We start from the raw sequence: 23,615 nt of genomic DNA on the forward strand, positions 1-23,615 counted from the left end.
CAGATATTCAATTTCACACATATATCCCCAGGGAAGGACTCATGGCCAATATCCACAACGACAACTCGCTGTCTATCGGTAATACCCCGCTGGTGCGTCTGAACCGGGTAAACTCAGGCGCGACCATCTGGGCCAAGATCGAGGGCCGCAACCCGGCCTATTCGGTGAAGTGTCGGGTCGGTGCGGCGATGATCTGGGACGCCGAGGAACGCGGTCTGCTGACGCCGGACATGACCATCATCGAGCCAACCAGCGGCAATACCGGCATCGCGCTTGCCTTCGCCGCTGCCGCTCGCGGCTACAAGGTGATGCTGACCATGCCAGCGTCGATGAGCCTGGAGCGGCGCCAGGTGCTCAAGGCACTGGGCGCCGAACTGGTGCTGACCGAGCCCGCCAAGGGCATGCCGGGGGCCATCGCCAGGGCCGAGGAAATCGCCGCGTCCGCGCCTGAACGCTACTTCATGCCCCAGCAGTTCAATAACCCGGCCAATCCGCGCATCCACGAGACCACCACCGGCCCCGAGATATGGAACGACACCGACGGCGCGGTGGATGTGTTCGTTGCCGGGGTGGGCACCGGCGGTACCCTGACCGGTGTTTCGCGCTACATCAAGCAGACCCAGGGCAAGGCGATTACCAGCGTGGCCGTCGAACCCACTGACTCGCCTATCATCACCCAGACCCTGGCCGGCGAGCCGTTGGCCCCCGCGCCGCACAAAATTCAGGGGATCGGCGCCGGTTTCGTGCCCAAAAACCTCGATCTTGAGATGATCGACCAGGTCGAGCAGGTCAGCAACGAAGACGCCATGGCCATGGCGCACCGGCTAATGCTCGAGGAAGGCATCCTCTGTGGCACCTCCTGCGGGGCCGCCGTGGCCGCTGCCGTGCGTGTCGGCCAGCAGCCTGAACATCGCGGCAAGAATATCGTCGTGGTGCTACCCGATAACGCCGAGCGTTATCTGAGTTCCGCGCTCTTTGCCGACTGCTTTAGCGAACAGGAAACGGTGCAGTAAGGCCGATTGATGCAAGGCTCACGTCATCGGCAACGACGAATCATAAGGGCAGAAGCATGACGCTTGATCCAAGAATGATGGCTACGCTGGCGGCCATGGTAGCCTTCGTGCTGGGGGCGCTGGTGACTTCTGTGTTGGCCCGTCGACGGCGCCGTGAGGCGCTCAAGCAAGCCCAGGCCGAGGCACTGTCGCAGGCTGAGTCGCTGCGCGAGGCGTTGGCCCATCAGGCTGAGACGCTGGAAGCGCGTGACGCGATGCTTGCTGAGCGGGAGACGGCGCTGGTCGAGAAAGGCGAAGCGCTCTCTCAGGCCGAGCTTGCAAGGGCGCGTCTGGAGACCGAGCTTTCAAACCTGCGAGAGAGGCTCACCGCCCGCGAGCAAGACGTCGAGCGGCTTACTGATGCGCTTACCGAGTCTCGAGAGCGGGCTCAGGCGCTAGGCGAAGAGAAAGCGACGCTGACCGAGTCGCTGGCTCGGTTACGCGAGCACCAGACGGCACTCTCGGACGGTTTCCATGAGCGGTTGGTGGAGCGTGAGGAACGGCTCGAGCGGGCCGAGTCACAGCGCGTCAGGCTCGAGCAGGCGCTCGAGGAGAGCCAGGAGAAGGTCGCCGACCTGCGCGAGAATCTCCGCTCGGCAAGCACCCAGCGCGACGAGAAGCAGGCAGCGCTGGTCAACTACCAGGCCTGGTGGGAACGCGAGAAGGCAGCCCGCGAGACGCTGGCCGAAGAGCTTGCGAACCTGAAGACCACTCATGGCGAGCTGACCAGCACGCTCTCCCAGAAGCAGCAGCACTTCGACGAACAGCTGACGCTGATCAAGGAGAGTCGCGATCAGTTGAAGCAGGAGTTCGAGAACCTTGCCAATGAGATCCTCGAGCGCAAGGGCAAGGCCTTCTCGGACATGTCTCAGCAGCGCCTGACCGGCCTGCTGCAGCCGATACAGAGTGAGATGAAGGGCTTTCGCGAGAAGGTTGAGTCCATCCATCAGCAGGAGAGCGAGCAGCGCGTGCAGCTGCGCACCGAGCTCAAGCACCTGCAGAGCCTGAACCAGGCGATCACCGATCAGGCCGACAAGCTGACCAACGCCCTGCAGGGCCAGAAGAAGATCCAGGGCAACTGGGGCGAGCTGATGCTCGAGAACGTGCTGGATGGTGCCGGCCTGCGCCGGGGCAAGGACTATGACCGCGAAGTCAGCTTCACCACCGAAGACGGTCGTCGCCGTCCAGATGCCATCGTCTACCTACCCCAACAAAAGCATTTGGTGATCGACGCCAAGACGTCGCTTGCCGCCTATACGCGCTATGTGAACGGCGACAGCGACGGCGAGCGGTATCAGGCACTTGCCGAGCACTGCAAGGCGGTGGGCGATCGCATCAACGAGCTCTCCGATCGCCACTACTATGATCTGCCGGGGCTCAACTCGCCGGAAGTGGTGGTGATGTTCATTCCCGTTGAGTCCGCCTACGTCGAGGCCCTCAAGCACGACGAGAGCCTCTATCAGCGTGCTATCGAAAACAACGTCCTGGTGGCCACCCCGACCACGCTGCTGACCAGCCTCAATATCGTGCGTCAGCTTTGGCGCTTCGAGGATCAGAGCCGACACTCGGCGGAGCTTGCCAGCCGTGCCGAAAAGTTCTACGACAAGCTGCGTGTGTTCCTTAACAGCATGGAAGACGTCGGCAAGAAGCTCGACGGCGCTCGCCTGAGCTTTGATAAGGCCATGAATCAGTTAAGCGCCGGCAAGGGCAACCTGATCAAGCAGACCAACGAGTTCCGCGAACTCGGCGTGGCGGTGAAGAAGGAACTGCCGCGGGAGATTACCGAGCGAGCGCGGCTGGAACTGGAGCCTGGCGGCATGGATAGCGGCGAGGTGGATAAAGGCAAGATCAATGACGATACGGTCGATGGCGGCGAAGAGGCTGAAGCGCCGGCCAAAATAGAGCAGGGCGAAGACTCGCATGGCGCGGCGCCGAACACCTCTGATCAAGCTGCCCCCGGCCAAGAAAACTCTGGCCAGGAAAGCTTGGCTCAAGAGAGCACTCATCATGAAGATTCAGGCGATGCGTCGTCACGGCCGACACTTGCCTGGGACTCCGCGGAGCGCCCATGAAAAAGGCTATGTACCCGTTACGTGTTGTATGTGACGCCCGACCGCTTCCTGAAGACAGTGAACGGGCTGTATCGCCTTGGCATAGCGCTCCAGCATGCGTCGCCAGCCGAGATAGTTGACCAAATACTTGGTGGCGACCCCATGGAAACGGCCCATCCAGCGCTTCAACCGGCTGTGGTAGGCAAAGCGCCCGCCCGGACTCGCTGCCCGGGCTTGGCATGCACCACCTGGTGGGTGATGCCGCAGTCTCTGGCAAAGGCCGCGTATACACTGGCACTGTCCGAGCACAACACGGACTCGCGATCAACCAAGGGCTGGAGCGCCTCCCGCACATGACGGGCATCGAGCTTCTTCAACTGGAAATCGGCCGTGTGGCCGGCTCGGTCGCGAACGACCATAGCCGGAATCTGGTCCGGTCCTGTGCCTCGTGTCGCCCCGACACCCCCTCGCTTGCGCGATGGTCGTGGCAGGCGACGTTGGCCTTTGAAGGATTCCAGGAAGAAGGTTTCGTCCGCTTCGATGATGCCGGTTTCGCGTGTGTCGCTATGCTCGGCGACCCGCGCCAGAAAACGATGTCGCCATCGGAAGGCCGTATTCTTGCTGATCCCACAGCGTCGCGCTGCCTCTCTTACCGTGAGCCCCTCGATCAGTGCCTGGGCATAGCCCAGCCAGCACTCGACCTGACGGAGACGCGCCAGTGGTGTGGCCGTCAAGGCATTGCAGGTACGACGGCACTCCCGTCACCGGTAGCGGCGCAACCCGCGGCTCCAACCCCATGGGGCTAACTGCGCGGCACCGGCCGCACAGTGCGGGCAGGCCTGGAGCGTCGGCAAGGTATCGTGGAGTGCGTCCTGCTGGGGTCGCTTTTGAAGCTGACACCGAAGAAGGTTCTTTTGTCTGGTGTTGAGTTGGGTCAGTTGACCAAGCCAATGCTGGAAGGCGTGGGCATCCATGAGCAGGTACCTCTCAAGGCATCTATCAACAGGATAGCTGTCCAACACGTAACGGGTACATAGCCATGAAAAAAGGGCAGGCAGGCTAGCAGCCTTAAACGTCATGCCTTTGGCTGTTGGAGAGCGACTGTCAGGATGCTCCGCCACGCCCTTCGATGGTTGTCATCACCCGCCAGGGGGCGGGCAGCATCGGCTGACGGGCGTGCCGATTGAGCTCCACGTTATCGCAGTCGACGTCTGAAATATCCTGACTCAAAATGCCCCGCGCTCATGCGCGGGGCATTTCGTTTCTGGGTCGCTTGGCCCTTATGAGCTATAGCCTTTTGGCTTACGCCCTATTGCTACGCCGGGGGGGATGCGACGGAGGATGAGCCGTTCAGGGTGAAGATTGACGAGGCTATCCATATCCACCATCAGCTGATCAATTAACGTCATAACAATGAAGAGGTCCGTTCGCATGTCACTACGCCAAGCGTTCACCGCTATGCTCATGCTGCCGCTCGCAGCCAGCGTGGCCCTGCCGGCCATGGCTTTCGAGGATGATGGCCTGACTATCTGGATGGGCGACAACAAGGGGCCCGAGGGCATCCGCGAGGTGGCCGACAGGTTCGCCCAAGATACTGGCATCGCCATTAACATCGTCAATCCTGACAATCTCACCGATCGCTTTCAGCAGGCGGCGGGCAGCGGCCAGGGCCCCGATATCGTGATCTGGGCTCACGACCGCATGGGAGAGTGGGCCAAGAGCGGGCTGCTGAAGCCGTTGGCGCCTAGTGAGGACTTCCGTGATCGCTACTTCGACTTCACTTGGGATGCGATGATCTGGAACGGAGAAACCTATGGCTATCCTATCTCGGTGGAGTCCTTGGGCCTGATCTACAACAAGGCGCTGGTCGGCGAGGTACCACAGAGCTTCGACGAACTCGCTGATCTTGATGCCAAACTCTCCCCTGAGGGCAAGAAGGCTATCCTCTTTGACTATGGTGAACCGTACTATGGCTGGTCTCTGCTGGCCGCAAACGGTGGCTACCCCTTCAAGCGCACAGCCGATGGCTTCGACGTCAATGACATCGGCGTCAATAATGCCGGCGCCGTAGAGGGGGCAAAGCGGTTGCGGGCATTGATCGAAAGCGGTGTGCTTCCTGAGGGTACCGATTACAGCGTCATGGACACACGCTTCAACCAGGGGGAAGTGGCCACCATGATAAGTGGGCCCTGGGCCTGGAATAACCTGCGCCAGAGCGGTATCGACTTCGGTGTGGCCCTGCTGCCCAAAGTCGGTGACGCCCGTGCCAAGCCATTGTTCGGTGTGATGACAGCGATGATCAATTCGGCCTCACCCAATGACTTCTTGGCCACCGAGTTCCTCGAGAACTATCTGCTCAGTGAGCCGGGTCTCCGCACTTTCAACAGTGATGGCTCGTTGGGAGCGGTAGCCCACAAGGTGTACCAGCAAGACTTGGAGAGCGATCCCAAGATTGCAGCCACCCTAGCCAACGCCGAAGTCGGTGAGCCGATGCCTAATATCCCTGAAATGGGCGCCTTCTGGTCGGCCATGGAACCAGCCCTGCAGAACATCGGTAGCGGTCGGCAATCACCCGAGGATGCTCTAGACGCCGCCGCGCGGCGCATGCGTCAGTAACGCCACCTCACCCATCGGAGCCCCGGGCTCCTTGGTCGGCCCCAGAATCATGCCGGGGCCGGCCTGTCGAGCAGGATCAATTGCATGTATACGACCAATGCTACGCGGGGTCTGCCGCGACATCGTTCCCGCGACCTGCGAGAGCGTTACTCCCGCTGGACAATGCGTGCGCTGCTTGTAGTGCTGATACTCGCCACACTTTGGCTTGTGGCGGCCTTCCATCTGCAGGGACAGTGGATGTTCGCGCTACTTTTCCTGGTACTGGGCACGTCGTTTGCCATCGTCTTCTTCAAGCGCTCGCTGATGAGCCATCGCTATATCTTTCCGGCTCTGGCCGGGATGGGCGTGTTCGTTATCTTTCCGTTGCTCTATACCATCGGGATCAGCTTCAGCAATTACAGCTCCAGTAACCTGCTAAGTGAGGAGCGGGTCCGCGATCAACTTCTGGATATGCGTTATCAGGCCGAAGGTGGCGCCTTCGATTTCTCGCTCTATGAAGAAGACGGTATGGCCAGGCTCTATCTTGAAGGGGACCCCAGCCTGGTCAGCCCACCGCTCAACCTGGCCAATTCGGAACCGCGCAGGGTGGGGCTCGACCGTGCGTCTGAGCCGCCCGCAGGCAAGCCGCTGGCGATGCGCGAGGTGATCCGTCAGCGCACCCTGCTGCAGGGCCTTACGCTGCAGACCCCTGATGGTGTAGAGCTACGCATGGCCGGACTCCGCCAGTTTGCACCGTTGTTGCCGCGTTACTCACAACTGGCTGAAGGGCGACTTCTAGACGAGCGAGATGGGGGAGTACTGACGCCGGATGAAGAGATCGGCTTCTTTGTCGATGAGAGCGGCCAGAGGATCAACCCGGGCTGGCCGGTAGCGGTTGGATTGGATAACTATAAGAAGATCTTCACCGACCCGGCCATCCGCGGTCCCTTCATGCAGATATTCGTATGGACCTTCGTTTTTGCCGGATTGACGGTGGTCTTCACTCTGGCGGTGGGGTTCATCCTAGCCACCCTACTGCAGTGGGAGCAGCTCAAGGGCAAGGCTGTCTATCGTACCCTTTTGATTCTGCCCTATGCGGTGCCGGCCTTTATCTCGATCCTGATCTTCAAGGGCATGTTTAACCAGAACTACGGTGAGATAAATCTGATCCTTGAGAACCTTTTTGGCATCAGTCCTGATTGGTTTACGGATCCGGCTCTGGCCCGAGCCATGCTGCTGATCGTCAACACTTGGCTGGGCTACCCCTACATGCTGTTGCTGTGCATGGGGCTGATCCAATCTATTCCTCGTGATCTATACGAAGCCTCGGCGGTGGATGGAGGTGGGCCGCTCACCAACATGATGCAGATCACCTTGCCATTGATCCTCAAACCGCTGACGCCACTGTTGATCGCCGCTTTCGCTTTCAATTTCAATAACTTCGTTTTGATTGCACTGCTTACGGGTGGAAGCCCCGACATACTGGGTGCGAGCACGCCAGCGGGTACCACCGATTTGCTGGTGAGTTACACCTATCGCATTGCCTTTCAGGATGCCGGCCAGAACTTTGGCTTGGCAGCGGCCATCGCCACCCTGATTTTTCTGCTGGTGGTTGGCTTATCGCTGCTCAATCTGCGCTTGTCGAAGGTCAAGGTCTAGAAGGATTTGTCTTATGGCTATGGTTCAACCCCGTTCGATCCGCGCCCGCAAACTAGGCGCACACCTCGCCTTGCTAAGCTTTGTCGCGCTGGTGGTGTTTCCGCTGCTGTTGGTGATCTCAATTTCCTTTCGCGAGGGCAATTTTGCGACCGGTAGCCTGATCCCCGAGCGTTTCGCCCTTGAGCATTGGGCATTGGCGCTGGGCATTCCTTGGGAGCGTGCCGATGGCAGCGTGGTGCAGCCGCCATTTCCTGTTCTGCTATGGCTATGGAACTCGATCAAGGTGGCGGTGGTGTCCTCGTTGATGATCCTGCTGCTCTCCACCACCAGCGCTTATGCTTTCGCCCGAATGCGCTTCAAAGGCAAGGCGCCGATTCTCAAGGGCATGCTGATCTTTCAGATGTTCCCAGCGGTACTCTCGCTGGTGGCTCTTTACGCCCTGTTCGACCGTCTGGGGCAACTGGTTCCCTGGCTCGGCATCAATACCCATGGTGCGCTCATCGTCGCCTCATTGGGGGCGGTGGCGCTACATATCTGGACCATCAAAGGCTACTTCGAGTCTATCGACGGTTCGCTTGAGGAAGCCGCCATGGTTGACGGAGCCAGCACCTGGCAGGCCTTTTGCCATATTCTGCTGCCGTTATCGGTTCCGATCCTGATGGTGGTGTTCATCCTCGCCTTCATCATGTCGATCATGGAGTATCCGATGGCCTCGGTGCTTCTGCTCGACGAAGACAAGCTGACCCTGGCAGTTGGTGCCCAGCAATACCTGGCAGATCACAACCAGCGCTGGGGGGACTTCGCTGCAGCGGCGGTGCTTTCTGGCCTGCCTATTACGGTCATTTTCCTGCTTTGCCAGCGCTGGATCGTCGGCGGTCTGACCTCCGGCGGGGTCAAAGGCTGAACTCGCTTCGGCCCTTTGATGTGATTTCAAGCTTTGCTGCATTCCCCGCCTTTCGGCGGGGTTTTTTTCTTACACGCTCGACCTTTTATGAGTTTCTACGCCTTATCTGGGTAATCCTACGCCCTGTTACCACGCCTCAATAGGAAGTCGGGGGGAGGACAAAATCGGCCAGAGAGTGAGGGAAAGTAATACGTCAAGGCTCATCTGCATCACGGGCCTGACACACGCCTTTTCTGCTCACAACTCGCAAAATAACAATGAGGCCACGATGAAAATCCAGCACCGCTATACCTTTCCACTCGTCACTTTGACTGCTGCTATTGTCACGGCCGCGTCAGGTAATGTTCAGGCAGCCGATGTCGATTTTCACGGCTATGCCCGCTCGGGGATCGGCACCACTTCCGGTGGTGGCGACCAGGCTTGTTTCCAGGCCGCGGGCGCCTCGGCCAAGTATCGCCTAGGTAATGAATGTGAGACCTATGCCGAGCTCGGATTAGGCTCCACGCTATTCGAGGAGGAAGGCAAGAGCTTTTATTTCGACAGCCTGGTGGCCTACGTCAATGAACAAGCCAACGATTTCGAATCTCTGGATGGTGACACTTCAGATGGCAATACCATTGCCCTGCGTCAGGTGAATGTGCAGGCCACCGGCTTGGTCGATGCCGCACCCGAGGCAACTATCTGGGCAGGTAAGCGCTTCTATCAGCGTCATGATATCCATATGAACGACTTTTACTACTGGGACCTTTCCGGGCCAGGTGGTGGTATTGAGAACATTGATCTGGGCATCGGAAAGTTGAGCCTCGCCTGGCTTCGAAATACCAGCCAGGATAACGAGTTTCCGGACAGTCAGCAGAATTTGGCCAATAATACCTTCGATGTGCGCCTGGCCGGCCTCTCGACGAACCCTGATGGCCAGTTGGAACTTGGCTATGACTATGGCTCCGCGACCTTGACCAAGGCTCAGGACAATGCCGGTGTCGATCCGCAAAGCGGCCACATGCTGACCCTTGAGCATACTCAGGGCAACTGGCTGGGTGGTTTTAACAAGGCAGTGGTTCAGGTCGCCAATGACGGCATGATCGGCAGTACGGGCAAGTCGAATACATCTTCAACTGGGCCTCAGGGTGAGATGCTGCGCCTGATTGATCACGGCTTAGTCAACCTAAGCCCGGACATCGACATGCTTTATGCCCTGATCTACGAGGATCGGGATCTGGATACCGGTGATGGCCAGACCTGGATGTCGGCGGGAATTCGCCCCACCTACTACTGGTCCGAGACCCAGAGTACCGCTCTCGAACTGGGCTATGATCGGGTCAAGCCCCAGGGTAGCGGCAAAGATACGGCCAACCTGGCCAAGCTGACCATCGCTCAGCAGTGGTCGGCGGGCCGCAGTGCCTTCGCTCGCCCGGTGTTGCGTGCTTTTGCCACCTATGCCCATTGGAATGGCAACGGCTACAACGCCGCCAGCGAATCCATTGAAGACGGCGAAAGCAATGGTGTGACCCTCGGCCTGCAGGCCGAGGCCTGGTGGTAACTCTCAGCGCTCGCGATCGATAGGTCCTTTATGCTTGCCGGCTCCTCTGGGGCCGGCTTTTTGGCTTCACAGGTGGGGCGAAGCCCCTAGGAGATGCAGATGTACGCCGATAAATGGTTGGCCATGGGTCTACTCGCCACGCTGCTTTCCGGCTGCGCTTTGGCACCCGAGCCAGTCGAGGAGGGGCACGTGGTGTCGACGGACTGGCTGGCTCAGTCACCCGACTGTTGCCAAGGTCTCGCGGATCTGCCGCCAACCGCTATGCAGTTGGAGACCCGTCAGGTGCTGGTTTTTGATGCCGATACGCCGGTACATGCCTTTGCCAGCGGCAAAAGCCCCTTTCATGCTCTGGACCTGCCGACCGATGTCGGTCCCGTGCAAGTCGAGGTGACGAGCGAGGTCATGCGGGACAGGCGCGGGTCCCTGGAGGTTATCGCGCCTACCCTGCTGTTGCTGGATCGCGAGGGCCGCGTGCAGCGGCGACTAGACTGGCAGGCCTTCGATTATCGACCTTCACGCGGCTTGGCTCCCGACCGCTTGACGGCATCACTCGGCATTAATCCTTCAGTCGAGGCGGCACGACTAGTGGTTCTGACCACGTCCGAGGCACTGGCGGCCACCACCGAGGTTCTGCATCCGTCCAGGGCCCGTGCTCAAGCCCGCCACCTGGCCGACCCTGCGTTGACCAATCCCCGGGCGCGCCATGTGGCTAGGGGTGAGGTGGTTCTTCGGGTGAGTGTCTTGGGAGAGCAAGGGCGCTGGAGTAAAACGCGACCCGCCGGGGCTTCACTTCCGCCAGCAGTCACCGAGGGCTCGGCTCTGGATGGGCTCGCCATCCGGCGCCTGATCCGGGCGGCACTCAAGGCCGATGACATCGACCTTGCCATGGCACTGGCTGAGCGCGCCGAAGGTGCTGGTGAGACCGGAACCCGAGCATGGCTCGCCGAGCAGTTGCGGGTACGCTAAACACGCCTAGCAGTATGGCTCAATGAGAAGGCCCCGACGCCTGCGTCGGGGCCTTTGTCATGGGGCTAAGCGAGAAGTTGCTGGGTAAGGCGGGATCAGCGTGTAACGCCGGGAACCTCGACCTGGCGGGGGCAAGCATCGCCGTTGGCAGCGAACAGGTGGCAATGCGCCCCTGATAGTCCGAGATTAACCCACTGGCCTTCTTTTAGCTCCGCGAGGCCATCCAGACGCTGGGTCATGGGTGCCTCGACCCCCTCCACGGAGAGGTGCGCCAGACTTTCATAGCCTAGCTTTTCGGCAACCACCAGCCGTGCTTCGAGGGTGGCATCGGCCCCCTCGGCTGCGACGAAGTCTTCGGCACGTACTCCTAACGTGGCTGTGTCGCCAACCTGTAAGCCTCGGCCGTCAACTGCTACGGCCAGGGTTTCTCCGGAGGGCAGGCGCACGCTTGTGTGCTTTGCTCCGGGGTCGATCACGGTCACTGGCAGGGTATTGATACGCGGCGAACCGATGAACTCAGCGACCTCAAGTGTATGCGGGAAGTGATAGAGCGACAGTGGGGCGCCCACCTGGGCGATACGACCGCTCGAGAGCAGCACGATGCGGTCGGCCAGGGTCATGGCCTCGACCTGGTCATGGGTCACGTAAACCATGGTCGCGCCGAGCCGTTTATGCAGCGCGGCGATCTGCACCCGCATCTCCACTCGCAGTGAAGCATCGAGGTTGGATAATGGTTCATCGAACAGGAACACCGCCGGCTCTTTGACCAGGGTCCGGCCGATCGCCACCCGCTGCCGCTGACCGCCGGATAGGTCCTTGGGCTTGCGCTCGAGCAGTGGCGTCAGCCGTAGAATCTCGGCCGCATGCTGGACGCGGCGCTGGATTTCGGACTTGTCGGTGCGGGCGAGCTTGAGGCCGAAGGCCATGTTTTCCGCCACCGTCATATGCGGATAAAGAGCATAGGATTGGAAGACCATGCCGATATCCCGCTCCTGAGGCGGTATCTCGTTGATACGCTCGACGTCTAGGCACATCTCTCCTTGGCTGATGTCCTCGAGCCCGGCGATCATGCGCAGCAGGGTTGATTTACCGCAGCCCGAGGGGCCGACGAAGACCACGAATTCACCGTCCTCAATGGTCAGGTCGATATGTCGCGAGATCTCGACGCCGTCGTAGTCCTTACCGATGTCATCGAGTGTCAGACGTCCCATTGTGCATCCTCCTCGTCGTTTTGCGGGCAGCGGGCGATGGCGATGCCGAAGGCTGGCAGGGTGAGGGAGGCGTCCTGCCAGCGGCCATTGACCATCGATGGCGCATCATCGATGGCCTTGGCTGCACGGGGAGCCGGAAGCTCGCGTGCCTGGTCGGAGAAGTTTAGTGCTACTAACAGACGTTGATCGGGATCGCTGGCCGCATGGCTGCGCTCGAAGCAGAGCACGTCGTCATGCACCGGATGGTAGCGGATGTCGCCCTTGATCAGCGCCGGTTGAGTGCGCCGGAAAGCTAGGAAGGAGCGATAGTGGTTGAGCAGCGAGTCAGGCTCATTGTCCTGCTGGTCGACGGCAAGCCCCAAGTGACTTTCTGGCATCGGCAGCCAGGGCATGGCGCGGGAGAAGCCGCCGTGAAGGGTATCAGCCTCCCACGGCATAGGTGTTCGGCAACCATCACGCCCCTTGTAAGCTGGCCAGAACGCGATGCCGGCGGGGTCGACCAACTGCTCGAAGGTGAGCTCGGCCTCGGGCTGGCCCAGTTCTTCGCCCTGATAGAGGCAGATGCTGCCGCGCTGGGTGAGCAGGAAGGCCAAGTAAAGGCGCAGTGCAGCGTTATTGCCCTCGGCCTGCCAGCGGGTGGCGAGGCGAGTCACGTCGTGGTTGCCCAGCGCCCAGCACGGCCAGCCATCGCCGATACGCGCTTCCATCTCGGTCAGGGTCTTGTGCAGGAATGCCGGATCGTGGCGTTCGCCGAGCAGGTCGAAGGAGTAGGCCATGTGCAGGCGGTTACCGCCCCGCGTGTAATCGGCCATCACGCTCAGCGAGTCATCGTCGCCCACCTCGCCGACGCTGGTGGAGCCGGGGTATTCGTCGAGTAGTGCGCGCAGCTTTTCGAGGAACACCAGATTCTCTGGCTGAGTTTTATCGTGGAGGTGAAGCTGGAAGCCGTAGGGGTTGTCGGGCCTAACGCCGATGAAGCCTTCGGCCAACTCCTCTCGGGGCGGGTTGTCTTTCAGCGCTCCGTGGGTGCAGAAATTGATCGCGTCGAGACGAAAGCCGTCGACGCCTCGCTCCAGCCAGAATCGCACCTCGCCGAGGATCGCCTCGACAACTTCGGGGTTACGGAAATTGAGGTCCGGCTGCTCGACGAGGAAGTTGTGCAGGTAGTACTGGCAGCGACGGGTATCCCATTGCCAAGCGCTGCCGCCGAAGATTGCCTGCCAGTTGGTGGGTGGGGCGCCGTCAGCCTTGGGATCGGCCCATACATACCAGTCTGCCTTCGGGTTGTCGCGACTCGCTCGGCTCTCCTGAAACCAAGCGTGCTGGTCGGAGGTGTGTGAGAGCACCTGGTCGATAGTGACCTTCAGGCCGCGGGCATGAGCGGCTTCCACTAAGCGGTCGAAGTCCTCAAGGGTTCCAAACATCGGGTCGACGCTGCGGTAGTCGCTGATGTCGTAACCGAAATCTAGCATCGGTGAGGTGAAGAAAGGCGACAGCCATATGGCGTCGATGTTCAGTGACGCGATGTAGTCGAGCCGGTCGATGACGCCCTGCAGATCACCGATGCCGTCGTCGTTGGTGTCCATGAAACTGCGCGGATAGATCTGGTAGATCACCGCGCCGCGCCACCAGTCCGCACCTTGGTTACTGAGCCGAGAAATGTCGTTGGTCATGTGCTTTGTCCTTGCCGTGTGGCTAGAGGCCAGGTGTGACCGCGCATCGGTTCGCGGGGCGCCAGCCTTACGAGAAACGTACGGGATATGTTGGCGGCAGTGCCGAAGAGGAACATCCTCCTGGCGTCGATGTGGCAGGCGTAGGCGGGGGGAGGAGGGGAGCGATTACTCCCCCTGAATGCGAGCCAGCAGGTCGCCGGCCAGGGCGATGGCCTCTGCACGATGGCGAATGTTCTGCTTCTGGTAAAGGCTGCGGATGTGGGTCTTGATGGTGGTGGGGGCTACTGTCAGCTGCTCTGCGATCTGCTCGTTGGATAATCCGGCGTGGATCAGTCCCAGTATCTGCCATTCGCGACGTGTCAGCGGCGATGTGCGAATCAGTTCGGGCACGTCGGGACGGGCGATAATATCGGCGATCTCGGTGTCGTCGAGCATCAGGCGCACCGCGCGACCGAAGTCGCGCTGACGGCCGGCCAGGGCTATCAGGCGTTTGGCCCGCTCTCGCGCCAGGCCATCGAGCTCATCGGTCTCGAGCAGAGCCGTGAGCATTTCTCTAAGCGGCGTGCCCAGACGCAGGAAACTGCCGGTGACGGCCGTGCGCGTGGCCAGTACGAGTGCTTTGGACATATGCGAGAGTGCTGGCCTGCGGTTGCCGCATTGCCATTCCAGAGCCGCCAGGCACAGCTGGTTTCGATTGGTGTCTGTGATCAGCCCGAAGCAACGGGTCTGCTGCTCCAGGGTCATTAATAATGTCCGGGCCTGCTCGGTGTGGCCGAGCAGCATCAGGGCGCGGGCATGATTGCGCACGTTGGCCTGGGCGAAGTGATTGCTGGCGGTGTCGGGTTCAGCGGTGGGCGCTTCTTGCAGCCAGCGGGCAACGGCATCGAGATCGTCGTTGGAGTGCCACCAGGCGAGCAGGGTGGCATGGGCGTTGGCTCGCCAGTCGATATGGTAGTCGCCATCGGCGAGGATTTTGCGAAGACGGCGGATGTGGTCGGCACACTGAACCTGGTCGCCGCGGGCCAGAGCGACCTTGGCGAGGCTTACGTGACATTGCAAGGTCCAGGACTCTCCCTGATTGTCGAGCACGGCGATGCCGTTGAGCGCCGCTTGTTCGGCCTCATCCAGCCGGTGCCATTCCCACAGCAGCTGGCTGCGTATGCGATACAGGAATTCGGCCACAGGCAGGCGGTCGAGTCCGCAGTGTTCGATATGAGCGAAGGCTCGCTCCTGGATATCGAATGCCGCCTGCAGGCGGCCTTGGGCCACCAGGGTCTCTGAATGGTGGCATAGCGCCCAAAGCATCAACTGATCGTCGCCGAGACGCATGGCTTCCTGTTCCACCACATGGATCCGGGTCAGCGATTCTTCCAACTGGCCTTGGACGAATCGCGCTTCACAGAAGATGGCGGCGGCGGACGCTGGCGTGGAGTCCAGATAGCGTGCGGGCAGCGTTAGTGCCTGCTCAGCCAGCGGGGAGGCCCGTTCGGCGTTGCCTCGGTTGATCGCTAATTGAGCACGGAGGGTAGCGAACTCGGCGGCGAGCGCTTGCCAGGGCGGTTCTTCGAGCTGTGCCTCGATCCAGCCGATGGCCCTCTCGGTTCGGTCGTACTGGTACTGGGCATGGGTGACCCAGCCATAAATCAGGGTCAGGCGCGGCGAAGCACTCAGCTTTGGTTCGCCGAGGGTGTCCATGGCTCGTGCCAGCAGGGCGAAGTGGCCCTTGGCCAGTAGGTGAGGGCCATGATCCTCGATCAGATCAGCCAGCGCTTCAGGGTGGTCGGCATTAATGGCCTGGGCAAGCGCCAGGGCTGGTTTGCCCAGAGCCAACCATGCAGTGCCGGCACGGCGGTGCAGCTGGTGCTGGGAGTCAAGGCTCATTTCGTGTCGCCGATGGCACAGGTACTGGGAGAACAGGGTATGAAAGCGACACCACTGATCGTCAGGGGTCAGGCGAAGCAGGAACAGGCCGGCCTGATCCAGGGCCTCTAGACGTTGTGTGACTCGGTCACCTTCCAGCAGTCGTGCCACCAATTGCGGGGAAAAGCGTTCGAGAACACCTAGCTGCAACAAAAGCTGGCGATCGTGATCATCGAGATGTTCCCTCAGCAGGTCATCAAACCAGGCCACAAAGTCTGGATGCGCGCCGCTCAAACGCTCGAGTAGGGCGTCGAAGCCGGCACGAGTGGTGGTGCGCTCGACCAGCCAGTTGAGGGCCATGACCCAACCTTCGGTCAGGCGCAGGGCTCGCTCCAGGCTGACCCGGCTCGGCGGGAAGCTGAGTTGCTCGGCGCAAAGGGTCTGGGCCTCTTCATGGTCGAAGGCCAGTTCCTCGGCGCCGATCTCCTCCAGTTCGCCACGCATGCGCAGCGCCGGCAGGCCAAGGGCTGGCCAGGTGCGCGAGATCAGTGTCAGCGTCAGCCAGGGGGGCTGGTGGCGCAGCCAGTGAGCGAGTCCTGCCAGGATCTCGGGGGCAGAGATGTGCTCGAATTCGTCGATCACCAGCCGGCAGGGAGTAGCCTCGCTAGGCAGTTGTGACAGCCAGGTCTCGATGGCTTCGTCGAAGGCTATATCAGGTGCTTCGGCGAGGTCGCCCAGGGACGGGGGCGATAGCGCGAGATGCTCATGAAAAAGGGTGCTGAGAGCGGCCTCAAAATAGCGCAGGAAGCGAGTGGGGGTATCGTCCTTGGGGTCGAGGCGCAGCCAGGATGCCGGTTGCTCCAAGGCTGGCAAGCGCTCGGCGAGCAGAGTGGTCTTTCCGTACCCTGGTGGAGCATGAATGACCTGCACGCGGATGCGTTCATCGAGCATGAAGTGATCATTGAGACGCTCACGAGCGACCGGTGTGGGCGGTAACGGTGGCGGAGTGAGCTTGTCTGGAATCAGTCGCATATCACACCAGATATAGGCTTAATCGTTATAGATGCCTAGTAGTATGCCTAAACTGATGGACCCGCGAGATACCCTGCGACCAAGGTGGTAGGGTTGGGTCTTTTATTTCGACGCCCCTTCGTTCCACGCTATTAGCGCCGCGAGTCCGTTATGACCGATGCCGTTTCCGCTTCGCCGGAATTTCGTCCGCTTTTGCACTTCACGCCGCCCAAGGGCTGGATGAACGACCCCAACGGGCTTGTGCATCACGCGGGGCAGTACCATCTCTTCTATCAGTATTACCCGCATGACACCGTCTGGGGGCCGATGCACTGGGGACATGCCAGCAGCGGCGATCTGGTGCACTGGACCCATCGGCCGGTAGCGCTCACGCCCGATGAGCATGGTATGTGTTTTTCGGGCAGTGCGGTGGTCGACTGGCAGCATGCCTTCGTGCCGGAATGCGAGATCACCACGGCGCCGCGCAAGGCCGAGTGCGGCACCCTGCGTGCCGACATGATCACGCCCCTGGTGGCCTTCTTCACTCGCCATGTGCCGGGCGGTTCCCCCGAGCGAGACCATCAGTCCCAAGCGATGGCGGCCAGCCGCGATGGTGGTCGCAGCTGGCAGATGCGTGACGCGGCGATCCTCGACAACCCAGGGCTTCAGGACTTTCGCGATCCCAAGGTGTTCTGGCATGCCGAAAGCGAGCACTGGGTGATGATTCTCACCGAGGGGCAGGAGCTTGGCATCTATCGCACCCAGGGCGGCGCTGACTGGGAGAAGGTATCGGTGTTCGGTGCCGAGTACGGCGCCCACGACGAACTGGCCTGGGAATGTCCCGACCTCTTCCCGTTGCCGGTAGACGGCCGAGGCGGCGCCGATCATCAGAGCGGTGCGGAGAGCCTCGAGGAGCGCTGGGTGCTGATGGTCGGCGTGCAGCGCGGTGGCCCTGCCAGGGGCTCCGGCACTCAGGTGTTCATCGGTGACTTCGACGGCATTCGCTTCACGCCCCATCAGGCCCCTGAGACGGTGACCTGGTTCGATCAGGGCGCCGATTGCTACGCGGCCCAGAGCTGGTCGGATCATCCCGGCGAGCGCCTGGTGATCGGCTGGATGAGCAATTGGTTATACGCGCACGAGACACCGACCGGTGACTGGCGCGGGGCGATGACGATTCCCCGGGCGCTGAGCCTTGCTCGTGATGAAGGAGGCAAGGGCTATGAGCTGCGCCAGACGATTCCGGATCGGGTTCGCGATAGCGCCATGGCCCTCGATGCGCTCGTGGTGCCGCGAAAGCCGGCACCCGGCAGCGTACTGGAGCTTGGTGAGGCCGAAGCCGCGTTGGCCGAATTCCGGCTCGACCTCGCACCGGGCGCCGCGGTGGTGCTGCGTCCCTTCGGCGATGACAGCCTGATCTACCGGTTGGAAGGCTTGGACTCGAGCCTTGCGGTGACCGTTGAGCGCACTGCGCCGCGCGATCTTGGCGGTGATCCTTACGGCGACCCATGCGTCAACGACTCGGCCGCGCTGAGCGAGCACTTTCCTCACCGCACCCAGTACCATTTGCCCGCGGGGCCGCGCATCGCCTGTCAGCTGCTGCGTGATCGCTGCTCGGCGGAGCTGTTTATCGATGACGGAAGGTTGGTGATCACTGAGCTTGCCTTCCCAAACGAGGCTCTGCCGATGACGCTGAGCGTTGAGCAGGGCGAGGTCGGCCTCGGCGCCGTCAGCGGTCGGCACTGGTAGGGCGGGGACCGTCAGGACCAGGATAATTGCAGCGTCGCAGGTCCTGGCCTGCGTCACTGAGCATTGTTCATAGGCTCATGTGCTTTCACCGACCAGCAGCTCGAAGCCGACGTCATGCTGGTCGGGGGTTCGAGCGGCGCCCTCGAGCCTTGCAATCACCCGGCGGGCGGCCTCGCGACCGATAGCCTCACGCGGTGAGCGGATGGTGGTCAGGCGCGGGGTGATGCGCTGGCCGATCGGCAGGCCGTTGAAGCCGGCGATGGCGATCTCTTCGGGCACCCGAATGCCCTGTCGCTGGGCGTGCAGGATGGCGCCGGTGGCCAGATCATCGTTGGCGAAGTGGATCGCCGTGGCCTCCGGGTGATGGGCGAGCACCTCTTCCAGCGCCTGGGCGCCGGTCTCGAACTGACCCAGGTGCGCCAGATCCAGCAGCGGTGCCGACAGGCCCTTTTCTTCCAGCACCTCACGGTGCCCCGCAAAACGCAGGCCGGCGCGATAGTCGCGTTCGAGCTGGGCGGCCACATAGACGATCCGGCGATGGCCGCGCGCCAGCAGGTGGCTCGCCATGCAGCGCCCGGCTTCGGCATGATCGAGGCCAATGTTCAGGTCGCGAGCTTCGCCGAGCTCCATGATCTCGGCGATCGGGCGCTCCCAGTTCTCGAGCACGCGCTGGCAGGCCTCGCTGTGACGCAGGCCGGTCAATACCAGCGCCGAGGAAGACCAGCCGAGAAAGGTGCGCACCAGCTCGCATTCCCGGTCCAGGTCGTAGTCGGTGTTGCCGAGCAGGATCTGGTAGCCGTGGCGCTCGAACTCCGTTTGCAGGCCGGCGATCACCTCGACGAAGACGATATTGGCAAGCGACGGCACGATCACCGCGATGAAGCGAGAGTTGGCCGAGGCCAGGCTGCCAGCCAGCATGTTGCGCACATAGCCGACCTTGTCGATGGCCGCCTCGACGGTGGCGCGCGTCGCGGGACGTACCGCCTGCGGCGAGTTGAGCACCCTGGAAACGGTGATCGATGAGACGCCGGCCTCCCGCGCCACGTCAGCAAGCGTCGGCTGCATGACACTCTTGCGGTGGCGTCGTTGTTTGTCGCCCGCCATGGGCTTTCCCTCCTGTGATCAGTCCCTGACTGCTGATGGTTCGATGGCTCGTTCCCTTACTGCTCGCCTCATTCCGTCTCTGTCAGCCGCTTTCTCAGCTGCTTTTTTCAGCTGCTCTCTCAGCTTCTTTTATCCGTCTTTCTCCTTTTCTCTCGGCACCGGGTTTGGCCTTCGATGTGGCCCCCTGCATGGGGCGGTGATCCGGGGCGAGGCGGGTGATTAGACATTGGTCTCGCTTTGTGCGCTGCGTCTTGCTCTGTCCAGAATCCTACTCTAAGAATGAATGGTAGCGCTAACATCAGCACATCGCCAGAGACAGTCAGCGGCCATTTTTGCCCCACTGTTGGCCCCTCTCGGCGAGCGGCCTATTCGCTCATGATCAACTCAGGTAGGAGTCTTCCGTGTCCCCACAAAACGCCTCATCCATCGGTGTCGTCGGCCTTGGTGCCATGGGTCTCGGCTCGGCTACGGCCATGCTCGAGGCCGGTCTGCCGGTCATTGGCTGTGATATTTCGGCCAAGGCCCGCGAGACCTTCGAGGCCCGCGGTGGACGCAGCGTGTCCACCCCCGCCGAGCTTGCCGCCGAGTGCCGCGTGGTGGTGCTGGTGGTGGTCAATGCCGAGCAGGTCGAGAGCGTGCTGTTCGATGCGCCGGCCCCGGGAGAGGCGGCCCTGGCCGAGCGTCTGGCGCCGGGCAGCCTGGTGATGCAGTGCGCCACGGTGGCACCGAGCTATGCCACGGCGCTCGGTGAGCGGTTGGCGGCGCTGAACCTCGAGATGCTCGATGCGCCAATCAGCGGCGGCGCCGCCAAGGCGCGCAGCGGCGATCTATCGGTGATGGCCTCCGGCGCCGAGTCGGCCTACGCCAAAGGCCAAGCGGCGCTCGACGCCATGGCGGCCAAGGTCTATCGCCTCGGCGATGCGCCGGGGCCCGGCTCCAGCGTCAAGCTGGTCAACCAGCATCTGGCCGGCGTGCATATCGCCGCGGCCGCCGAGGCGCTGGCGCTGGGCATCCGCATGGGTATCGACCCCGAGGTGCTGTATGACGTGATCACCCACTCGGCGGGCAATTCCTGGATGTTCGAGAACCGGGTGCCGCATATCCTCAAGGGCGACTACACCCCGCTCTCGGCGGTCGACATCTTCGTCAAGGATCTCAACATCGTGCATCAGACCGGCCGCGAGCTGCGTTTCTCGATGCCGGTGGCGGGCAGTGCCCTGCAGCAGTTCACCGCCGCCAGCGGCGCGGGCTTTGGCCGCGAGGATGACTCTGCGGTGATCAAGGTTTACCAGCGCCTTTCCGGCATCGACCTGCCGGCGGCCAACGACGGCGATGCGGGGGAGGGCCACTCATGAGGCGTGAGCCTGCTCCCAACATCGTCCTCGGCGCGATCGCTGATGATTTCACCGGCGCCACGGATCTTGCCAACAACCTGGTGCGCTCGGGCATGCGCACCCTGCAGGTGATCGGCGTGCCGAGCGCTGCTCTGTCGCTGGAAAATGTCGATGCGGTGGTGGTGGCACTCAAGTCACGTTCCTGCCCCGCGGCGGATGCCATCCGCGATTCCCTGGCAGCCCTCGACTGGCTTCAGGCCCAGGGCGCCCGCCAGGTATTTTTCAAGTATTGCTCGACCTTCGATTCCACCGATGACGGCAATATCGGCCCGGTGGCCGATGCTCTCCTAGATCAGCTGGGCAGCAAGCAGACGGTGATGGTGCCGGCCTTCCCGATCAACGGCCGCACCGTCTATCAGGGCCACCTGTTCGTCGGTGATCGGCTGCTCAATGACAGCGGTATGCAGCATCATCCCTTGAACCCGATGCGTGACGCCGACCTGGTGCGGGTGCTCGCAGGTCAGACGTCTCACCAAGTGGGCCTGCTGAATCGGGCGACCCTTGCCAAGGGGGCGCCGGCGGCCAGTGCGCATCTCTCCGACCTGCAGCAGGCAGGGGGCCGCCATGTGATCTGCGACACCCTGGATGAAAGCGATCTCGAGGTCATCGCCGCGGCTGTGGTCGAGATGCCGCTGGTCACCGGCGGCTCTGGCCTCGGTCAGGCGCTGCCGGCGGAGTATCGCAAGAAGGGCTGGCTTTCACCGGTCGAGAACGCCGGGCGATTGGCGCCGGCCAGCGGCGCGGCCCTGGTGCTTTCCGGCAGTTGCTCACGGGCGACGCTTGGCCAGGTCGAGCACTTTCTCGGCCGCCACGAAGGCCTCGCGCTTGACCCGCTGGCGCTGGCCGAAAGCGACGCGCCGATCGAAGAAGCCCTTAACTTTGCGCGGGCGCGGCTATCCGGTGCGGCCGACGGCCCGGTACTGATCTATGCCTCGGCGGCGCCGCAGGCAGTGGAAGCCGCCCAGGCGAGCCTGGGCGCGGCGCGGGCCGGCGAGCTGGTCGAACGGGCGCTGGCCACTATCGCCCAGACGCTGGTCGCCGAGGGCGTGGGGCGGTTGCTGGTGGCCGGCGGCGAGACCTCCGGCGCGGTGGTCTCGGCGCTGGGCGTTGGCGAGCTGCGCATCGGCGAGCAGATCGACCCCGGCGTGCCATGGACCCAGACACAGGTGGCAGGCCGTGAGGCGCCTCTGTCGCTGGCGCTCAAGTCCGGCAACTTCGGCGGCGTCGATTTCTTCATCCGAGCCTTCGAGGTCCTTAACGAGCAGTCGGCCGCTCGAGAGGAGGGCGCATGAGCACGCGTGATGACAACCGCTTGCGCGAGCAGATCGCGGTCTACGGTAAGTCGCTGTTCGATCGCGGCCTGACCATGGGCTCCAGCGGCAATATCAGCGTGCGCCTCGATGATGGCGGCTGGCTGATGACGCCCACCAATGCCTGCCTTGGGCGGCTCGACCCGGTGCGTATCTCGCGGCTCGACCGCGATGGCCGCCATCTGGATGGCGCCAAGCCGACCAAGGAAAGCGTGCTGCACATGGCGATGTACGGCGAGCGGCCTCAGTCCGAGGCCATCGTGCACCTGCATTCGACTCACTCGGTGGCGGTGTCCTGTCTGCCCGAGGTCGATCCCTGCGACTGCATCCCGCCGCTGACCGCCTACTACGTGATGCGGGTCGGCCGGCTGCCGCTGGTGCCCTATCACATGCCGGGCGACCCGGCGCTGGGTGATGCGGTCAAGGGGCTCGCCGGCAAGCACAGTGCCGTGCTGCTGGCCAATCACGGCCCGGTGGTGGCCGGGAAGTCATTGGAAGCTGCGGTCTATGCCACCGAGGAGCTCGAGGAGACCGCCAAGCTCTATCTGCTGCTGCGTGGCCAGAACCCCCGCGGCCTGACGGATGAGCAGGTGGCCGAGCTCGAGGCGCGTTTTCCTCGCGATTGACGTAGCCCGCCACTGAACACAATGCGGCGCCGCTTGCGCCGGGCGAAATGATCGAAAAGATCGACATAACAGAGAGTAAACAGGAATCGATATGATCCGAGTGGCCGCCAATCTCAGCATGCTGTTCCCGGAACAGGCCTTCATGGAGCGCTTCTCGGCCGCCGCCGCGGCCGGTTTCCAAGGCGTCGAATACCTCTTTCCCTATGTCTTCGGTGCCCGGGAACTGCGCTCGGCGCTGGATGACAACGGCTTGCAGCAGGTGCTGTTCAACCTGCCGCCCGGGGACTGGGACGCCGGCGAGCGGGGGCTGGCGAGCCTGCCCGGCCGTGAGGCTGAATTCCGCGATAGCGTCGTTGAGGGTATTCGCTATGCGCAGGCGCTGGACTGTCCGCGGCTACACGCCATGGCGGGCCTGCTGCCTGAGGGCGCCGATGCGGCGACCCGAGACGCGCACCTGGCCACCTATATCGAGAATCTACGCTTCGCGGCCGGAGAGCTTGAGAAGGTTGGTAAGACGTTGCTGATTGAGCCGATCAACGGCCGCGACATGCCGGGCTTCTTCCTGCAGCGCCAGGGTCAGGCCCGTGAGGTAGTCGAGCGGGTCGGTGCCGACAATCTCAAGGTGCAGTTTGATCTCTATCACTGCCAGATCGTCGAGGGAGACCTGATCCGCAACATGGAGGCGCAGTTCCCGCACATCGGTCACGTGCAGCTCGCCGGGGTGCCGGAGCGTCATGAGCCGGACCTGGGTGAGGTGAATTACCCGGCGGTGCTCGCCCACCTTGATGCGTTGGGCTATCAGGGCTGGGTGGGCTGCGAATACCGGCCGGCCAGCGATACCCGGGCGGGACTCGCCTGGGGTCGCGATTATGGCCTGCACGGCTGAATCCTCGGCGATGCTTTTTCACGA

16 protein-coding genes and 1 pseudogene are annotated in these 23,615 nt (G+C 62.1%); 12 read left to right on the plus strand and 5 right to left on the minus strand.

Annotated elements, in window-relative coordinates; genetic code table 11:
* Positions 1 to 41: 41 nt before the first annotated feature.
* Entirely contained in the window at positions 42 to 1,013 is a 972-nt protein-coding gene (gene cysK / locus BCL93_RS10135) for a cysteine synthase A (protein ID WP_112055157.1), read from the plus strand.
* A gap of 56 nt (positions 1,014 to 1,069) precedes the next feature.
* Positions 1,070 to 3,124, plus strand: a complete 2,055-nt coding sequence (gene rmuC, locus BCL93_RS10140; protein ID WP_258396332.1) for a DNA recombination protein RmuC — start codon at positions 1,070 to 1,072, stop codon at positions 3,122 to 3,124.
* Between the two features lie 6 nt (positions 3,125 to 3,130).
* Here the strand turns inward: rmuC and BCL93_RS10145 are convergent.
* Positions 3,131 to 4,077: pseudogene (locus BCL93_RS10145) on the minus strand (IS1595 family transposase).
* A gap of 457 nt (positions 4,078 to 4,534) precedes the next feature.
* Between BCL93_RS10145 and malE the strand changes: the two are divergent.
* The 5 genes from malE (at position 4,535) to BCL93_RS10170 (ending at position 10,767) form a co-directional block, all read left to right on the plus strand.
* Positions 4,535 to 5,719 (plus strand): maltose/maltodextrin ABC transporter substrate-binding protein MalE, encoded by a 1,185-nt coding sequence (gene malE, locus BCL93_RS10150; RefSeq protein ID WP_112055158.1) that lies wholly within the window; start codon positions 4,535 to 4,537, stop codon positions 5,717 to 5,719.
* Between the two features lie 84 nt (positions 5,720 to 5,803).
* Positions 5,804 to 7,357: a maltose ABC transporter permease MalF gene (gene malF, locus BCL93_RS10155; RefSeq protein WP_112055159.1), complete on the plus strand. Its 1,554-nt coding sequence runs from the start codon at positions 5,804 to 5,806 to the stop codon at positions 7,355 to 7,357.
* A gap of 13 nt (positions 7,358 to 7,370) precedes the next feature.
* Complete coding sequence (gene malG, locus BCL93_RS10160; RefSeq protein ID WP_112055160.1) at positions 7,371 to 8,261, plus strand: maltose ABC transporter permease MalG; 891 nt, start codon at positions 7,371 to 7,373, stop codon at positions 8,259 to 8,261.
* Between the two features lie 175 nt (positions 8,262 to 8,436).
* On the plus strand, positions 8,437 to 9,801 hold the full coding sequence (locus BCL93_RS10165) for a maltoporin (RefSeq protein WP_258396333.1): 1,365 nt from the start codon (positions 8,437 to 8,439) through the stop codon (positions 9,799 to 9,801).
* 99 nt (positions 9,802 to 9,900) lie between these two features.
* Complete coding sequence (locus tag BCL93_RS10170; RefSeq protein WP_181463078.1) at positions 9,901 to 10,767, plus strand: MalM family protein; 867 nt, start codon at positions 9,901 to 9,903, stop codon at positions 10,765 to 10,767.
* Between the two features lie 95 nt (positions 10,768 to 10,862).
* On the opposite strand, the gene ugpC is transcribed toward BCL93_RS10170, so the two are convergent.
* The 3 genes from ugpC to malT form a co-directional block, all read right to left on the minus strand.
* Positions 10,863 to 11,978, minus strand: a complete 1,116-nt coding sequence (ugpC, locus tag BCL93_RS10175) for a sn-glycerol-3-phosphate ABC transporter ATP-binding protein UgpC (protein ID WP_112055163.1) — start codon at positions 11,976 to 11,978, stop codon at positions 10,863 to 10,865.
* The gene (locus BCL93_RS10180) at positions 11,966 to 13,651 is read right to left on the minus strand and encodes an alpha-glucosidase family protein (protein WP_112055164.1); all 1,686 of its coding nucleotides are present in this window, start codon (positions 13,649 to 13,651) and stop codon (positions 11,966 to 11,968) included. The genes ugpC and BCL93_RS10180 overlap by 13 nt, the downstream gene beginning before the upstream one ends.
* 165 nt (positions 13,652 to 13,816) lie before the next feature.
* A complete protein-coding gene (gene malT, locus BCL93_RS10185) occupies positions 13,817 to 16,543 on the minus strand; it encodes an HTH-type transcriptional regulator MalT (protein WP_112055165.1) in 2,727 nt (908 codons plus the stop codon).
* A gap of 150 nt (positions 16,544 to 16,693) precedes the next feature.
* Between malT and BCL93_RS10190 the strand changes: the two genes are divergently transcribed.
* Positions 16,694 to 18,271, plus strand: a complete 1,578-nt coding sequence (locus BCL93_RS10190) for a glycoside hydrolase family 32 protein (protein WP_112055166.1) — start codon at positions 16,694 to 16,696, stop codon at positions 18,269 to 18,271.
* 75 nt (positions 18,272 to 18,346) lie between these two features.
* Here BCL93_RS10190 and BCL93_RS10195 read toward each other — a convergent pair whose 3' ends face one another.
* Positions 18,347 to 19,375, minus strand: a complete 1,029-nt coding sequence (locus tag BCL93_RS10195) for a LacI family DNA-binding transcriptional regulator (RefSeq protein ID WP_112055167.1) — start codon at positions 19,373 to 19,375, stop codon at positions 18,347 to 18,349.
* Between the two features lie 401 nt (positions 19,376 to 19,776).
* On the opposite strand from BCL93_RS10195, the gene ltnD reads away from it, so the two are divergent.
* The 4 genes from ltnD (at position 19,777) to otnI (ending at position 23,591) form a co-directional block, all read left to right on the plus strand.
* Positions 19,777 to 20,730, plus strand: coding sequence for an L-threonate dehydrogenase (gene ltnD / locus BCL93_RS10200; RefSeq protein WP_258396334.1), 954 nt, complete (start codon positions 19,777 to 19,779; stop codon positions 20,728 to 20,730).
* Positions 20,727 to 22,061 (plus strand): 3-oxo-tetronate kinase, encoded by a 1,335-nt coding sequence (gene otnK / locus BCL93_RS10205; RefSeq protein ID WP_112055168.1) that lies wholly within the window; start codon positions 20,727 to 20,729, stop codon positions 22,059 to 22,061. Before ltnD ends, otnK begins: the two co-directional genes overlap by 4 nt.
* Positions 22,058 to 22,705: a 3-oxo-tetronate 4-phosphate decarboxylase gene (otnC, locus tag BCL93_RS10210; RefSeq protein WP_112055169.1), complete on the plus strand. Its 648-nt coding sequence runs from the start codon at positions 22,058 to 22,060 to the stop codon at positions 22,703 to 22,705. The genes otnK and otnC overlap by 4 nt, the downstream gene beginning before the upstream one ends.
* A gap of 91 nt (positions 22,706 to 22,796) precedes the next feature.
* Positions 22,797 to 23,591 carry a 2-oxo-tetronate isomerase gene (gene otnI, locus BCL93_RS10215; protein ID WP_112055170.1) on the plus strand — a complete coding sequence of 265 codons (795 nt, stop codon included), beginning with the start codon at positions 22,797 to 22,799 and terminating at the stop codon, positions 23,589 to 23,591.
* Positions 23,592 to 23,615: the final 24 nt, after the last annotated feature.

This window comes from Onishia taeanensis, assembly GCF_003268885.1.
Lineage (GTDB): Bacteria > Pseudomonadota > Gammaproteobacteria > Pseudomonadales > Halomonadaceae > Onishia > Onishia taeanensis_A.